Origin of the sequence: Embleya sp. NPDC008237 (assembly GCF_042956465.1) — a bacterium.
Lineage (GTDB): Bacteria > Actinomycetota > Actinomycetes > Streptomycetales > Streptomycetaceae > Embleya.
The window spans coordinates 131,035-146,439 of record NZ_JBIBGL010000015.1; the positions used below are offsets into that span (position 1 = coordinate 131,035).

Below are 15,405 nucleotides of genomic sequence, written 5' to 3' on the forward strand. Positions count from 1 at the left end.
TCAAGGCCGCCCGGCTCGGACGGCCACCAACAAACAGTGGAACCTAGCTGGTCAGAGCGTTCGCGGCAACGCGCGACACTCCACCGGGCCGGCTCACGAGGGAGCCTAGTCGGCGAATCGGTCCGCGTCGCCCGAATCGATGGGAAAAGCCCGGCTACCTGCGGCAGAACCCGAACCTGACGGAGCGTCGGGCGGCTGCGGGACGGTCGGCGGCGCCGATCGCGCTTCCGTGCCCCCTCCCGGCGCTCTTGCGCGAGGCGACCGCGGTGCGAGCCCGGACGCCCGACCCGGGGCGAGCAGCGCGCCGGGTCGGGGATCGACCCGGGGGCAATCGGCTCTGCGGGACGCGCCACGGCCCGTTCGACCTCCGCCGGAGCATGCGGAAACCGCCGCAGCGGCCCCAGGGCGCCTTCGGAGCGCTCCCGGGCGGCGGCCGGCACCCCGAGTGCCGAAAGCCCGGTCCGGCGCCACACACACGCCCCAGCGGCATTCGCGGCCCCGCAGGTCCGAGCAGCGCCCACCGACCGAGGCGACACCACCGGCGCGCCCCGCCGCACCTACCGCGCGGCCAGGCCCGCCCCGATCGCGCGCGCCGCCTCGCCGACGTCCGCCGCGCCCGTGATCGGCCGCCCGATCACCAGCAGGTCCGCGCCGTCGGCCAACGCCTGCTCGGGCGTGGCCACCCGGCTCTGGTCGCCGAGGGCCGCGCCCGCCGGCCGCACCCCCGGGGTGATCAGCACGATGCCCGGGCCCACCTCGGCCCGCACCGCCGCGACCTCGCGCGGCGAACACACGATCGCGCGCGCGCCGGCCCCGACCGCGAGGCCGGCCAGCCGTCGGGCCGCCTCGATCGAGGGGCCCGCCAGGCCGATCGCCGCCAGGTCCTCCTCGGCCATCGAGGTCAGCACCGTCACCGCGACGATGTTCACTTCCGGTGCCGCGTCCGCCGCGGCGCGGATCATCGCGCTCCCGCCGCTCGCGTGCACGGTCAGGTAGGTCGGCGCCAGCCGCGCGACCGAACGCACCGCGCCCGCCACCGTGTTCGGGATGTCGTGCAGCTTCAGGTCCAGGAACACGTCCCGTCCGCCGCTGGCCTCACGGGCGCCCGAGACCGCGTCCGCGCCGTCCCGCAGGAACACCTCCAGGCCGACCTTGACCGTGCTCACATACGGGCCCACGGCCTTGGCCCACGCGAGCGCGCGGTCCGCGTCCGGTGCGTCCAGGGCCACCGCCACGGGTGCGAGGTTGCTCATCGAAATCCCACTCTCGTCGACATCGAAAATTCGTCCGCCCCCGGGGACCGAGCACCGGCCCGAGCCGCGACCCGGGCCCGACCCGGGTGCCGACCCGAGCCCGAGCCCGGACACGGCGATGCCGGCACGAACCCCGTCCGTACCGGCATCCCCGCCATTCGTCGCGAACCCCTCAGCGGTGCGCGTACCCGATCGCCGCCTCCAGCGACCCGAAACCGCGGGCGATCAGTGCCGCCCGCAACTCGTCCAGGATCCGCACCGGCGCCGACGGGTCGTTGAAGATCACCGTGCCCACCGACACCGCCGCCGCGCCGGCGAGGATGAACTCCAGCGCGTCCAGGCCGGTCCGGATGCCGCCCATGCCGACGATCGGCACCTGCGCCATCTGCCCGTCCAGCATCGCCGCGTGCACCTGGTAGACGCAGCGCACCGCGACCGGCCGCACCGCCGGGCCGGAGAGCCCGCCGGTGACGCCCGCCAGGACCGGCTTCATCGTGTCGGTGTCGATCACCATGCCGAGCAGCGTGTTGATCATCGACAGGCCGTCCGCGCCCGCCTCCACACACGCCCGGGCGATGTCCACGACCGACGTGACGTCGGGCGACAGCTTGGCCAGCACCGGCACCAGCGGGTCGGCCGCGTCGCGGACCGCCCGGATCACGTCGTAGGACGTGGCCGGGTTGCACGCGAACACCTGGCCCCGGTTGGCCACGTTCGGACACGAGATGTTGGCCTCGATGCCGACCACGCCGGGTGCGCCCTTGAGCCGCTCGGCCAGCGCCACGAAGTCGTCCACGTGGCCGCCCGCGATGGACACGATGGTGCGTCCGCCGCGCGCCGCCAGCCAGGGCAGGTCGCGCTCGACGAAGGCGTCGATGCCCGGACCCTGGAGGCCGATCGAGTTGAGCATCCCGGACGGCGTCTCGGCCATCCGCGGGGTGGCCCGACCCGAACGCGGGTACGGCATGATCGTCTTGGTGACCACCGCGCCGATCGCGGCCGGTTCGAAGAACTTGGCCAATTCCTTGCCGTAGCCGGCGCAGCCCGAGGCCGTGGTCACCGGATTCGGCAGCAGCGTCGAGCCGAGCCGGGTGGCCAGGTCGATCCCGCCGCCGGGCAGCATGATCGTGGACGGCGGCGCGTCGAAGTCGCCGGCGTCGCCATCGTCGTCGAAACCGCTGTACCCGTCGGTCATCAGTGCGCTCCCATCGCCGCTGCGCCCTCGATGTCCGCCGGAATCGTGCCGGCGTCGTCCCAGCGCACCTTGGTGCCGTCGAAGCACGGGCCGTCCACACACGAGCGGACGAACCGGCTGACCCCGTCGTCGCCGACCACCGGGAGCACGCACGTCATGCATACCCCGACGCCGCACGCCATCGATTCCTCGACCGCGGTGAAGACGCGCGCGTCGTGCGCGGTCGCCACCTCGGTGACCGCGCGCAGCATGCCCATCGGCCCGCACGCGTACACGACGTCCGCCTGTACCGCGGTGAGCACCTCGGGCAGCGGGCCGGTGACGAAGCCGCGCACGCCCTCGGAGCCGTCGTCGGTGGTGACCACGACGTCCTCGGTGATCGCCCGCGCCTGATCCACGCCGTACAGCCGCTCGGCGGTCGCCGCGCCGAGCACGAAGGCGACCGAGCCGCCCTCGGCCACGATCTTCTCGGCGAGTGCGAACATCGGCGCGCTGCCGTAGCCGCCGGCCACCATCACCGCGCTGACCGGCTCGCCCGGCAGCGGGAACGGCGTGCCCAGCGGAGCGACCACGTTCACGCTGTCGCCGACCCGCAGGCGGGCCAATTCGCGCGTGCCGCGCCCGGCCTCGGCGAAGACCACGTCGATCGTCTCGGCGGTCGGGTCGGCCCGGTGGATGGAGAAGGCGCGGCGCAGCAACATCGCCGAGTCCACGCCGCCGATCGCCACGGCGACGAAGTGGCCGGGTTCGACGCGGGCGGCGATCCCGGGGGCGCGCAGCACCATGCGGTGGTACGCGCCCGCGGGTTCGCGGCCGACGATCTCCGCCTGCACCTGCAGGGGAAGTGCCATCGGTGTCGTCAGCCCTTTCGGTGGGACGTGATGTGGTCGGCGTGCTCCTGGAGCGAGCGCACCCCGATGTCGCCGGCGATCAGCGACTGGATGCCCTGCACCGCCGCGGCGAAGCCCTGCACCGTGGTGATGCTGGGGATGCCCCGGGTGACCGCCGCGGTGCGGATCTCGTAGCCGTCGAGCCGGCCGCCGGTGCCGAACGGGGTGTTGACGATCAGCTCGACCTCGCCGTTGTGGATCATCTGCACGATGGTCGGCTCGCCGGCCGGGCCGGCGCCCTCGCTGTGCTTGCGCACCACGGTCGCGGGCACGCCGTTGCGGCGCAGCACCTCGGCGGTGCCCTCGGTGGCCAGGATCTCGAAGCCCATGTCGTGCATGGCCTTGACCGGGAACACCATCGAGCGCTTGTCCCGGTTGGCGAAGGAGACGAACGCGCGCCCCTTGAGCGGCAGCGATCCGTAGGCGCCTGCCTGGGACTTGGCGTATGCGGTGCCGAACACCGCGTCGATGCCCATCACTTCGCCGGTGGAGCGCATCTCCGGGCTGAGCACGGTGTCCACGCCGCGGCCCTTGGTGTCGCGGAAGCGGTTCCAGGGCAGGACCGCCTCCTTGACCGCGATCGGCGCGTCCATCGGCAGCGTGCCGCCGTCGCCCTCGGCGGGCAGCAGGCCCTCGGCGCGCAGTTCGGCGATGGTGGCGCCGAGCGAGACCCGCGCGGCGGCCTTGGCCAGCGGCACGGCGGTCGCCTTGGACACGAACGGCACGGTCCGCGACGCGCGCGGGTTGGCCTCCAGGACGTAGAGGATGTCGCCGGAGAGCGCGAACTGGATGTTGATCAGTCCGCGTACCCCGACGCCGCGCGCGATGCCCAGCGTGGCCGCGCGCAGCCGCTTGATGTCGTGCGCGCCGAGCGTGATCGGCGGGAGTGCGCAGGCCGAGTCGCCGGAGTGGATGCCGGCCTCCTCGATGTGCTCCATCACGCCGCCGAGGTAGAGGTCCTCGCCGTCGTAGAGCGCGTCCACGTCGATCTCGATCGCGTCGTCGAGGAAGCGGTCGACGAGCACCGGGTGGTCGCTGACCAGACCGGCGTTCTGCTCCAGGTAGGTGGCCAGGGAGGGCTCGTCGTAGACGATCTCCATGCCGCGTCCGCCGAGCACGTACGAGGGTCGCACCAGCACGGGGTAGCCGATCTCGGCGGCGATCGCGCTGGCCTCGCCGAAGGAGAACGCGGTGCCGTGCTTGGGCGCGAGCAGGCCGGCCTCGGCCAGCACCCGGCCGAACGCGCCGCGCTCCTCGGCGAGGTGGATCGCCTCGGGAGAGGTGCCCGCGATCGGCACACCCGCGTCCTTGAGCTTTTGCGCGAGGCCGAGCGGGGTCTGGCCGCCGAGCTGGACCAGGACGCCGGCGACCGGTCCGGCCTGGGTCTCGGCGTACACGATCTCCAGCACGTCCTCCAGGGTGAGCGGCTCGAAGTAGAGCCGGTCGGAGGTGTCGTAGTCGGTGGAGACGGTCTCCGGGTTGCAGTTGACCATCACGGTCTCGTAGCCGGCGTCGTGCAGCGCGAACGCGGCGTGCACGCACGAGTAGTCGAACTCGATGCCCTGCCCGATCCGGTTCGGCCCGGAGCCCAGGATGATCACGGCGGGCTTGGTGCGCGGCGCGACCTCGCTCTCCTCGTCGTAGGAGGAGTAGTGGTACGGGGTGCGCGCGGCGAACTCGGCGGCGCAGGTGTCCACGGTCTTGTACACCGGACGTACGCCCAGGGCCTGGCGCACCTCGCGCACGACCTCCTCGCGCATGCCCCGGATCGCCGCGATCTGCAGGTCCGAGAGGCCGTGCCGCTTGGCCAGGCGCAGCACCTCGGGGGTGAGCTCGGCCGCGTCGCGGACCTCGCCGGCGATCTCGTGGATCAGGTACATCTGGTCCAGGAACCACGGGTCGATCCGGGTCGCCTCGAACAGCTCCTCGGGCGTGGCGCCGGCCCGGATGGCGTCCATGACCACGTTGATCCGGCCGTCGGTGGGCTTCTCGGCCGCGACCAACAGGGCGTCCTTGTCCGCGAGTTCGGAGACGAAGTCGAACTGCGAGCCCTTCTTCTCCAGCGAGCGCAGCGCCTTGTTCAACGCCTCGGTGAAGTTGCGGCCGATCGCCATCGCCTCGCCGACCGACTTCATCGTGGTGGTGAGGCGGTCGTCGGCGGCCGGGAACTTCTCGAAGGCGAAGCGCGGGACCTTGACCACGACGTAGTCGAGCGAGGGCTCGAAGCTGGCCGGGGTCTCCTTGGTGATGTCGTTGGGGATCTCGTCCAGCGTGTAGCCGATCGCGAGCCGCGCGGCGATCTTGGCGATCGGGAAGCCGGTCGCCTTGGAGGCCAGCGCCGAGGAGCGGGACACCCGCGGGTTCATCTCGATCACGATCACCCGGCCGTCCTCGGGGTTGATCGCGAACTGGATGTTGCAGCCGCCGGTGTCCACGCCGACCTCGCGGATCACCGCGATGCCCACGTCGCGCAGCGTCTGGTACTCGCGGTCGGTCAGCGTCATCGCGGGCGCGACCGTGATCGAGTCGCCGGTGTGCACGCCCATCGGGTCGAAGTTCTCGATCGAGCAGACGACCACGACGTTGTCGTGCTTGTCGCGCATCAGCTCCAGCTCGTACTCCTTCCAGCCGAGGATGGACTCCTCCAGGAGCACCTCGGTGGTCGGCGACAGGGTCAGGCCCTGACCGGCGATCCGGCGCAGGTCCTCCTCGTCGTGCGCGAAGCCGGAGCCGGCGCCGCCCATGGTGAAGGACGGGCGGACCACGACCGGGTAGCCGCCGAGCGTCTCGACGCCGTCGAGCACGTCCTGCATCGAGTGGCAGATCACCGAGCGGGCCGACTCGCCGTGCCCGATCTTCTCCCGCACCCGCTCGACCACGCCCTTGAACAGGTCGCGGTCCTCGCCCTTTTGGATCGAGTCGAGATTGGCGCCGATCAGCTCGACGTTGTACTTCTCCAGCACGCCGTTCTCGCTGAGCGAGACCGCGATGTTGAGCGCGGTCTGCCCGCCCAGGGTGGGCAGCAGCGCGTCGGGGCGCTCCTTGGCGATGATCTTCTCGACGAATTCGGGGGTGATCGGCTCGACGTAGGTCGCGTCGGCGATCTCCGGGTCGGTCATGATCGTGGCCGGGTTGGAGTTGACCAGGATCACCCGCAGGCCCTCGGCCTTGAGGATCCGGCACGCCTGGGTGCCGGAGTAGTCGAACTCCGCGGCCTGGCCGATGACGATCGGGCCCGAGCCGACGACCAGGACGGACTTCAGGTCGCTGCGCTTAGGCACTCTTGGTCTCCATCAGCGTGACGAAACGGTCGAACAGGTAGGCGGAGTCGTGCGGGCCGGCCGCCGCCTCCGGGTGGTACTGCACGCTGAACGCGGGTCGGTCCAGCAGCCGCAGGCCCTCGACGACGTCGTCGTTGAGGCACACGTGGCTGACCTCGGCCCGCCCGTAGGGGGTGTCCGAGACGGTGTCCAGCGGCGCGTCCACGGCGAAGCCGTGGTTGTGCGCGGTCACCTCGACCCTGCCGGTCGTACGGTCCTGCACGGGCTGGTTGATGCCGCGGTGGCCGTACTTGAGCTTGTAGGTGCCGAAGCCCAGCGCGCGCCCGAGCAGCTGGTTGCCGAAGCAGATCCCGAAGAACGGGGTGCCCTGGGCCAGCACGGCGCGCAGCAGCTCGATCTGGTGGGTCGCGGTGGCCGGGTCGCCGGGGCCGTTGGAGAAGAACACCCCGTCCGGGGCGACGGCGTTGACCTCCTCCAGCGTGGCGGTCGCGGGCAGCACGTGCACCTCGATGCCGCGCTCGGCCATCCGGTGCGGGGTCATGCCCTTGATGCCCAGGTCCAGCGCGGCGACCGTGAAGCGCTTGGTGCCGATCGCGGGCACCACGTAGGCGGCGTCGGTGCTGACCTGCTCGGCGAGGTCGGCGCCGGCCATCTCGGGGCTGGTGCGCACCCGCTCCAGCAGCGCGGCCTCGTCCGCGCGGGCGGCGTCGCCGGAGAAGATGCCCACCCGCATCGCGCCGCGCTCGCGCAGGTGGCGGGTCAGCGCGCGGGTGTCGATGCCGCTGATGCCGACCACGCCGTAGCGCACCAGTTCGTCGTCGAGCGAACGCCGCGAGCGGTGGTTGGAGGGCACTCGGGCGGGGTCGCGGACGACGTAGCCGGAGACCCAGATCCGGGACGACTCGGGATCCTCGTCGTTGACGCCGGTGTTGCCGACGTGCGGGGCCGTCATCACGACGACCTGGCGGTGGTACGAGGGGTCGGTCAGGGTCTCCTGATAGCCCGACATGCCGGTGGAGAACACCGCCTCGCCGAACGTCTCCCCCACCGCGCCGTAGGCGCTGCCGCGGAACGTGCGCCCGTCCTCCAGGACGAGCACCGCAGGCGTCGTGGCCCGTCCGGTCATTGCGGTCACGTGACCGATCCTTCCTGGTGGTTCCTTGTAGCCGTGCCGGCGGTCGCCGGCAGTTCCCCGGCGATCAGCCGGGTGACGGTCTCGATCCACGCGTCGTGGTCGTCCGGGTGGTCGCTGCGGAAGCCGGAGTCGAGCGAGGTGTCGCCGTGCGTCCAGGTGATCACCAGCAGGCCGCCCTCGGGCAGCACCTTCCCGGCGATGCCCTTCTCGTGCCGCACGCCGGTCAGCGCCGCGGCGGGCACGAAGAAGTCGGTCGCGGCGGGGCGCTCGACCACCAGGCCGTCCGGGCGCAGGGTCAGCTCGACCGGGCTGCGGGTGCCCAGGCCGTGCGCGACCACCCGGTCCAGCCAGTCGCCGGCGGTAGTGCTGCCGAAGTAGCGCCCGACCAGCGGCGGCAGCAGCGGCGCTGCGCCGGACTCGGGCGCGGTGGGCAGTGCGGGCAGCGCCGCCTGGCGCTCGCCTCGCTTCTTCCAGGCGCGCCACATCAGCAGGTAGACACCGAGCACGAAGACGAGGCAGATGCCGATCCAGAGGATGCGACCGCTCCAGTTCGTCACCTCCGCCGACTTCTGTTCGGTGGTGGCGAGCAGCAGCAGGTCGTGGTGGGCCGTGCCTGGAGTCACGCGAGCTTCCCGTCGATCACCGTGGGTACGCCGCGCAGGAACGTGGCGACCACCTTGCCGGGGAGTTCGAGTCCGGCGTAGGGGGTGTTACGGCTGCGCGAGGCGAGTTCGGACGGTTCGACCGTACGCCGTGGGGTCGGGTCGACCAGCACCAGGTTGGCGGGCTCGCCGACCTCGACCGGGCGACCGTGCCCCTCCAGCCGACCGATCGCGGCGGGGCGCACGGACATCCGGTCGGCGACGCCGGCCCAGTCGAGCAGGCCGGTGTCGACCATGGTCTCCTGCACGATCGACAGGGCCGTCTCCAGGCCGAGCATGCCCATCGCGGCGACCGCCCACTCGCAGTCCTTGTCCTCGCTGGGGTGCGGGGCGTGGTCGGTGGCGACCGCGTCGATGGTGCCGTCGGCGAGCGCTTCGCGCAGCGCGGTGACGTCGGCGGCGGTGCGCAGCGGCGGGTTGACCTTGTAGACCGGGTCGTAGCTGCGCACGAGTTCGTCGGTGAGCAGGAGGTGGTGCGGGGTCACCTCGGCGGTGACGTTCCAGCCCTTGGACTTGGCCCAGCGCAGGATCTCCACCGAACCGGCGGTGGAGACGTGGCACACGTGCAGGCGCGAGCCGACGTGCGCGGTGAGCAGCACGTCGCGGGCGATGATCGACTCCTCGGCGACCGCGGGCCAGCCGCGCAGGCCCAGTTCGCCGGAGACGGTGCCCTCGTTCATCTGGGCACCCTCGGTCAGCCGGGGCTCCTGCGCGTGCTGGGCGACGACGCCGTCGAAGGCCTTCACGTACTCCAGCGCCCGGCGCATGATCACCGCGTCGTCGACACACTTGCCGTCGTCGGAGAACACCCGCACGCGCGCGGCCGAGTCGGCCATCGCGCCCAGTTCGGCCAGTCGCTTGCCCGCCAGGCCCACGGTGACCGCGCCGACCGGGTGCACGTCGCAACGACCGGTCTCCTGGCCGAGCCGCCAGACCTGCTCGACGGTGCCGGCGGTGTCCGCGACCGGGTCGGTGTTGGCCATCGCGTGCACGGCGGTGAAGCCGCCCAGCGCCGCCGCGTTCGCGCCGGTGGCGACCGTCTCGGCGTCCTCGCGGCCGGGCTCGCGCAGGTGGGTGTGCAGGTCGACCAGGCCCGGCAGCAGGATCTGCCCGGCGGCCTCGATCACGGCGGCGCCGTCGGCGGTCAGGCCGGTGCCGATCTCGGCGATCACACCGTCGCGGATGAGCACGTCGGACGCGTCGCCCCCGAGGACCTTGGCGTCCTTGATCAGGTACGTGCTCACTTGGTGCTCTCCTCGGTGCCGGTGCTCGGGGTGCTCGGGGTGCTCGGGGTGCCGGACGTGCTCGGGGCGCTCAGGGCCGGTTCGTTGCCGCCCAGGAGCAGGTACAGGACCGCCATCCGCACGCTGACGCCGTTGGTGACCTGCTCGACGATGGTCGAGCGGGTCGAGTCGGCGACCTCGGCGGCGATCTCCATGCCTCGGTTCATCGGGCCGGGGTGCATCACGATGGCGTGCTCGGGGAGCATCGCCATCCGGCGCAGGTCCAGGCCGTAGCGGCGCGAGTACTCGCGCTCGGTGGGGAAGAACGCGGCGTTCATCCGCTCGCGCTGCACGCGCAGCATCATCACCGCGTCGCTCTTGGGCAGCGGCGCGTCCAGGTCGTAGGAGACCGTGCAGGGCCAGGTCTCCACGCCGATCGGAAGCAGCGTGGGCGGCGCGACCAGGGTGACCTCGGCGCCCAGGGTGGCCAGCAGGAGCACGTTGGAGCGGGCGACCCGGCTGTGCAGGACGTCACCCACAAGGGTGATCCGGCGGCCTTCGAGATCGCCGCGCCCGCCGGCCAGCCTGCGCCGCATGGTGAACGCGTCGAGCAGCGCCTGGGTGGGGTGCTCGTGGGTGCCGTCGCCGGCGTTGACCACCGAGCCGCGCAGCCAGCCGGAGCCGGCCAGGCGGTGCGGCGCGCCGGAGGCGTGGTGGCGGATGACCACCGCGTCGGCGCCCATCGCCTGCAGGGTCAGCGCGGTGTCCTTGAGCGATTCGCCCTTGGAGACCGAGGAACCCTTGGCGGAGAAGTTGATCACGTCCGCGGACAGCCGCTTGGCGGCGGCCTCGAACGAGATGCGGGTGCGGGTGGAGTCCTCGAAGAACAGGTTGACCACGGTGCGGCCGCGCAGCGTCGGCAGCTTCTTGATCGGCCGCTCGGCGATGTGCGCGAGTTCTTCGGCGGTGTCGAGGATCAGGATGGCGTCGTCGCGGGTGAGGTCCGCGGCCGAGATCAGGTGGCGCTTCACTGGCTACTTCTCCGCGTCGGTGGGAGCCGCGGCGGGGTCGGCCGCGCGGGTGCCGAGCAGGACCGCATCGCGGCCGTCGTACTCGGCGAGATGGACCTTGACGGTCTCGCGCAGCGACGTCGGCAGGTTCTTGCCCACGTAGTCGGCGCGGATCGGGAGTTCGCGATGGCCGCGATCGACCAGAACGGCCAGCTGGACCGCGCGCGGGCGGCCGATGTCGTTCAGGGCGTCCAGTGCGGCGCGGATGGTGCGGCCGGAGAAGAGCACGTCGTCGACCAGGACGACGAGCTTGCCGTCGATGCCCTCGGCCGGGATCTCGGTGCGCTCCAGCGCGCGGGCCGGGCCCAGCCGCAGGTCGTCGCGGTACATGGTGATGTCCAGCGCGCCGACCGGGACCTTGGCGCCGTCCTCGATCGAGGCGAGCCGCTCGCCGAGCCGGCGGGCCAGGGCCACGCCTCGGGTCGGGATGCCCAGGAGCACGACGTCGTCGGCGCCCTTGGCGCGTTCGACGATCTCGTGCGCGATCCGGGTCAGGGCCCGGTTGATGTCCGAGGGGTCCAGGACCGTGCGGGCGGTGGCCGGGTCGAGGTCCTTGGGGCGGGCGGCCGACGTGCCGCCGGTGGAGCCAGGTGCTGTCATGGAAAACAGACCTCCTTCCCCGTCTCACAGGACGGGCTTTAAAGGACGTCGGGGTACGTCCCTCACAGTATCAGCCAACATCATCAGTCTTTCGGCCGCCCGGACCGAGGGATCGAGCCGGGCGAAAGCGGAGTAAAGGTGCCTCTCACCTGCGCGAATCCGGCTTTGTAGGCCGTTCGGCTTGACGGACGCAAATTACTCTGCGTAACCTCACAATGAGTCACCACCGGGCCAAACGCGACAGTCGCGACGTGCCGAACCTCGCAGCTTCGGGGAGAGTTCGAGGTACAGAAAGCCGGCCCGGAGGTAGCCACCCCATCGGTTCGGCCAACCACCGGTGGACCTTCACGGTCAGTCACCTGTTTTGGGAGCGAGATGTCCAGCGACTACGCCAAGCAGCTCGGGGCGAAGCTCCGCGCGATCCGGACCCAGCAGGGCCTGTCCCTGCACGGCGTCGAGGAGAAGTCCCAGGGCCGCTGGAAGGCCGTCGTCGTCGGTTCTTACGAACGCGGCGACCGTGCGGTAACCGTGCAGCGCCTGGCCGAGCTCGCCGACTTCTACGGCGTCCCCGTGCAGGAGCTGTTGCCCGGCGGCACCCCGAACGGCGCCGCCGAGCCGCCGCCGCGACTGGTCCTGGACCTGGAGCGGCTGCAGACCGTTCCGTCCGACCAGGCCGGTCCGCTGCAGCGCTATGCGGCCACCATCCAGAGCCAGCGCGGCGACTACAACGGCAAGGTGCTGTCGATCCGCCAGGACGACCTGCGCACCCTGGCCGTGATCTACGACCAGTCGCCGAGCGTGCTGACCGAGCAGCTGATCGGGTGGGGCGTGCTCAACCCGGAGGCTCGTCGGGCCGTGGAGAACCAGAACAACGCGTGATGCGCTAGTGCACGGAGCGTGACCGCTACGCGCGGAAACGTCGAAGGGTCCCGAGGCCGACCGGCTTCGGGACCCTTCACCTTTTGTACGATCACCGCTCTCAGCCGGATTCGCGGACCATCACGCGCGGGTGCACGACCATGCGACCACCCGGTCGGTAGTCACGGCCGCGGATCAGCGTGGTGATCGCGTCCGAGGCGCCCGAGCCCATCGTCCGGGTGTGCATCGAGACGCTGGTCAACCGCGGCCAGACCAGATCGCAGAACGGCAGGTCGTCGGCGCCGACCACGGCCATGTCCTCCGGCACCGACCAGCCGGATTCGCGCAGCGCCGAGATGATCATCAGGGCGAAGTCGTCGTTGCCGGCGAACACCGCGGTCGGCGGCTCGCTCTCGCGCTGCCACTGGCGCACGATGGCGAGCACGTCCTCGCGCACGTAGCCCACGTCCACCCGGCGCAGCGAGACACCCGCGTCCTCGGCCGCGGCCTGGGCGCCGGCCCAGCGCTCCTCGCCGAGGAAGGCCAACGGTCCGGACGGGACCAGGCAGGCCAGCCGGCGGTGGCCGCGGTCGATCAGATGGCGTACCGCGACCCGGCCGGTGTCCCGGTTGTCGAAGATCGCGGTGGGCACGTCGGGGTGCTCCTCGCGGCCCCACGCGAAGATCGCCCGGACGCCGGCCCGCTTGAGCACGTCCACCGCGCCCCCGGTGAGCCGGTTGGACTCGGCCATCACCGCGAGTGGTCGCAACGCGGCCCACTGCCGGGCCGCGTCGGCCCCGCGCGAGGTGCGGTCGGCATGGATGAGCAGGCTCAACTCGTGCCGGTTCAGGGCCTCGGTCAGCTCGTCGATGAACGCTTCCAGGAGTTGGCCCATCGGTTGCAGCGGCAGCGGGAACAGCACCACGTCACTGTTGCCCGAGCGCAGCGAACGGGCGGGCGCGCTGGGCGCGTAGCCCAGTTCGCGCACCGCGAGCATGACCCGCTCCCGGGTCTGCGCGCTGACCCGGACCCCGGGCGGCGAGTTGAGCACGTAGCTCACGGTGGATCTGGATACGCCGGCGAGCCGGGCGACGTCGGAACTGGTGGGGGGTTTGGCCCCCGCCTCCGGCGCGCTCATCCGTGACCCCCCGGGCGGCAAGTGACCGACTTCGTGCTCGTCATCTCGACGACACCCCCTACCGCACCCGCACGCGGGGCCGGCCCGCGCGCAACCGATGTCCACCGGATCACAGGGACGTGCGATCCGATACCGCTTGGTTAGCGGGCACAACCTTGGCCGTAATCGCTCGAATGCGCTACCGACGCGTGTCGGTCGTTACAAGATCACTCACGGTGACGATTCGGTTCGAATTGCGCTTCCTTCAAGCCTTGAACAATCAAATCGTTATCTTGTCGCACTGATTTCACGTTGTGGACCCATTCCCCTGCTTATTCGTGTCACCTAGGCTCCCAACCCAACACCTCGTCAGCAGATTCGAGTCCTCCGTGCAGGGACGGAATCGGATCCCCTCCACTGGACGGTCCACATGAGTTCGACCACCACAGAGGCGCCCGGCTCCTCCTCGTCACCGACACCGGGATCCGACACCGGCGCCGAGCCCACCGGATACCGGGTCGGTCCGCTCTACGCGACGCTGCCCCTCGCCAACATCGCGCTGTACATGCTGTGGCTGGGCGTGGGGGTCTACCTGCTCCCGACGCAGGTCATCCACATCAAGGGCGTTCCCGACCAGGAAGCGCTCAAGTGGCCGATCTTCTGGGGCGCCCTGTTCGCCACGATCGGCAATCCGCTGTTCGGCAAGCTGTCCGACATCACCCGGTCCCGGTTCGGCCGGCGCTCGCCGTTCATCCTGTTCTGCGCGCTCGTCGGCGCCGCCGCCCTGTGCTTCCAGGCCAACGCGAACTCGATCGCGGTCGTGGGTCTGACCTGGGGTGTCATCCAGTTCATCATGAACGGCTACCAGGCCGCGGTGACCGCGGTCATGCCCGACCGGGTGCCGGCGGGCAAGTACGGCAGGTTCTCCGCGCTGATCGGCCTGGGCATCCCGGTGGGCACGATCGTGGCCTCGCTGCTGCTGGCCGGCGTCGACCTGAGCATGATCGGGATCGACAGCCGTATCGGCGGGTTCGACGGCAGGTTCGCCGATCCGGCGGACGGCGGCGCCAAGGGCTTCTACCTGATCGCCGCCGTGCTCGTGGCGGCCGCGGTGATCTTCGTGATCGTCAGCCCGGACAGGTCCACCAAGGACATGCCGCGCGAGAAGTTCGAGTTCGTCTCGTTCGTCAAGGGCTTCTGGGTCTCGCCGCGCGAGCACGCGGACTTCTTCATCGCCCTCGTCTCGCGCCTGGGCGTGATGCTCGGCTACATGGTGGTCCTGCAGTTCAACTTCTTCATCCTGTTGATGTACATCGAGATCCCGCAGAACGAGGTGCTGTCCAAGCTCGGCACCCTCACCGTGATCAACGCCGTGGTGACCATCGTCGCGGCGATCGTGATCGGCCCGATCGTGGACCGGGTCGGCCGGGTCAAGCCGTTCGTGGTCGGCGCGGGCGCCGGCGCCGCGCTGTCCCTGATGATCCCGCTGATCTGGGCCACCGAGGACGGCATGATCGCGTTCCAGGTCGCCAACGGCCTGTTCTTCGGCATGTACATGGCCGTCGACATGGCGCTGATCACCCAGGTGCTCCCGCGTCCGCAGGACGTCGGCAAGGACATGGGCCTGATCAACATCGCCAACGCCGGCCCGCAGATCGCCGCGCCGTTCCTGGCCCCGTTCCTGGTCGACGACCTGGACTTCGGCTACGAGGGGCTGTTCGCCTTCGCCGCCGCCATATCCCTGCTGGGCGCGTTGCTCGCGCTGCTGGTCAAGCGGGTGAGGTGACTTCGCGCACCACACACGCCGACGGGGCGGACCGGATCACCGGTCCGCCCCGTCGGTATCTCGGTGCCCGGTCGCGGCCCGGTCGGGTCGACTCCCGTCCGCGGCGCCCTCGGCTCGCCGCCGACGGTGCGGGACGGCGACACGGCCGACCTGCGCGGGTCGCGTCGGCGCGGACGCGGCGCGGGTCCGCGACATCACCGACGTGCGCGGGCGCAGCACCGCCGAGAGATGCGCCGGCGCAACACCGCGATGTGCGCGGGACCGTACCGCCACCCACGTACAAGGGCCGCGCCGCGGCCGACGTCCACGGGTCGCGGCAGCGCTCACGTGCGCGC

Annotated in this window: 12 protein-coding genes; 2 read left to right on the forward strand and 10 right to left on the reverse strand. The window is 71.2% G+C overall.

The window, feature by feature from the left end:
* Nucleotides 1–557: 557 nt before the first annotated feature.
* The 9 genes from pyrF to pyrR all read right to left on the reverse strand — a co-directional run bounded on the left by pyrF (nucleotide 558) and on the right by pyrR (nucleotide 11,309).
* Nucleotides 558–1,253 (reverse strand): orotidine-5'-phosphate decarboxylase, encoded by a 696-nt coding sequence (pyrF, locus tag ACFZBU_RS33775; RefSeq protein WP_391587523.1) that lies wholly within the window; start codon nucleotides 1,251–1,253, stop codon nucleotides 558–560.
* Nucleotides 1,254–1,425: 172 nt separating this feature from the next.
* Nucleotides 1,426–2,448 (reverse strand): dihydroorotate dehydrogenase, encoded by a 1,023-nt coding sequence (locus ACFZBU_RS33780; RefSeq protein WP_391587524.1) that lies wholly within the window; start codon nucleotides 2,446–2,448, stop codon nucleotides 1,426–1,428.
* Nucleotides 2,448–3,299, reverse strand: coding sequence for a dihydroorotate dehydrogenase electron transfer subunit (locus tag ACFZBU_RS33785; protein ID WP_391587525.1), 852 nt, complete (start codon nucleotides 3,297–3,299; stop codon nucleotides 2,448–2,450). The genes ACFZBU_RS33780 and ACFZBU_RS33785 overlap by 1 nt, the downstream gene beginning before the upstream one ends.
* An 8-nt stretch (nucleotides 3,300–3,307) precedes the next feature.
* Entirely contained in the window at nucleotides 3,308–6,619 is a 3,312-nt protein-coding gene (gene carB, locus ACFZBU_RS33790; RefSeq protein WP_391587526.1) for a carbamoyl-phosphate synthase large subunit, read from the reverse strand.
* Entirely contained in the window at nucleotides 6,612–7,745 is a 1,134-nt protein-coding gene (gene carA, locus ACFZBU_RS33795; RefSeq protein WP_391587644.1) for a glutamine-hydrolyzing carbamoyl-phosphate synthase small subunit, read from the reverse strand. Before carA ends, carB begins: the two co-directional genes overlap by 8 nt.
* Nucleotides 7,746–7,750: 5 nt before the next feature.
* A complete protein-coding gene (locus tag ACFZBU_RS33800; RefSeq protein ID WP_391587527.1) occupies nucleotides 7,751–8,377 on the reverse strand; it encodes a hypothetical protein in 627 nt (208 codons plus the stop codon).
* Nucleotides 8,374–9,660 (reverse strand): dihydroorotase, encoded by a 1,287-nt coding sequence (locus tag ACFZBU_RS33805; RefSeq protein WP_391587528.1) that lies wholly within the window; start codon nucleotides 9,658–9,660, stop codon nucleotides 8,374–8,376. The genes ACFZBU_RS33800 and ACFZBU_RS33805 overlap by 4 nt, the downstream gene beginning before the upstream one ends.
* Nucleotides 9,657–10,670 (reverse strand): aspartate carbamoyltransferase catalytic subunit, encoded by a 1,014-nt coding sequence (locus ACFZBU_RS33810; protein ID WP_391587529.1) that lies wholly within the window; start codon nucleotides 10,668–10,670, stop codon nucleotides 9,657–9,659. The genes ACFZBU_RS33805 and ACFZBU_RS33810 overlap by 4 nt, the downstream gene beginning before the upstream one ends.
* A gap of 3 nt (nucleotides 10,671–10,673) precedes the next feature.
* On the reverse strand, nucleotides 10,674–11,309 hold the full coding sequence (gene pyrR / locus ACFZBU_RS33815; protein ID WP_391587530.1) for a bifunctional pyr operon transcriptional regulator/uracil phosphoribosyltransferase PyrR: 636 nt from the start codon (nucleotides 11,307–11,309) through the stop codon (nucleotides 10,674–10,676).
* A gap of 375 nt (nucleotides 11,310–11,684) precedes the next feature.
* On the opposite strand from pyrR, the gene ACFZBU_RS33820 reads away from it, so the two are divergent.
* Nucleotides 11,685–12,188, forward strand: a complete 504-nt coding sequence (locus ACFZBU_RS33820) for a transcriptional regulator (RefSeq protein ID WP_355535963.1) — start codon at nucleotides 11,685–11,687, stop codon at nucleotides 12,186–12,188.
* Between the two features lie 100 nt (nucleotides 12,189–12,288).
* Here ACFZBU_RS33820 and ACFZBU_RS33825 read toward each other — a convergent pair whose 3' ends face one another.
* The gene (locus tag ACFZBU_RS33825; RefSeq protein WP_391587531.1) at nucleotides 12,289–13,305 is read right to left on the reverse strand and encodes a LacI family DNA-binding transcriptional regulator; all 1,017 of its coding nucleotides are present in this window, start codon (nucleotides 13,303–13,305) and stop codon (nucleotides 12,289–12,291) included.
* A 409-nt stretch (nucleotides 13,306–13,714) separates the two neighbouring features.
* Between ACFZBU_RS33825 and ACFZBU_RS33830 the strand changes: the two genes are divergently transcribed.
* Nucleotides 13,715–15,070: an MFS transporter gene (locus tag ACFZBU_RS33830; protein ID WP_391587532.1), complete on the forward strand. Its 1,356-nt coding sequence runs from the start codon at nucleotides 13,715–13,717 to the stop codon at nucleotides 15,068–15,070.
* Nucleotides 15,071–15,405 lie beyond the last annotated feature (335 nt).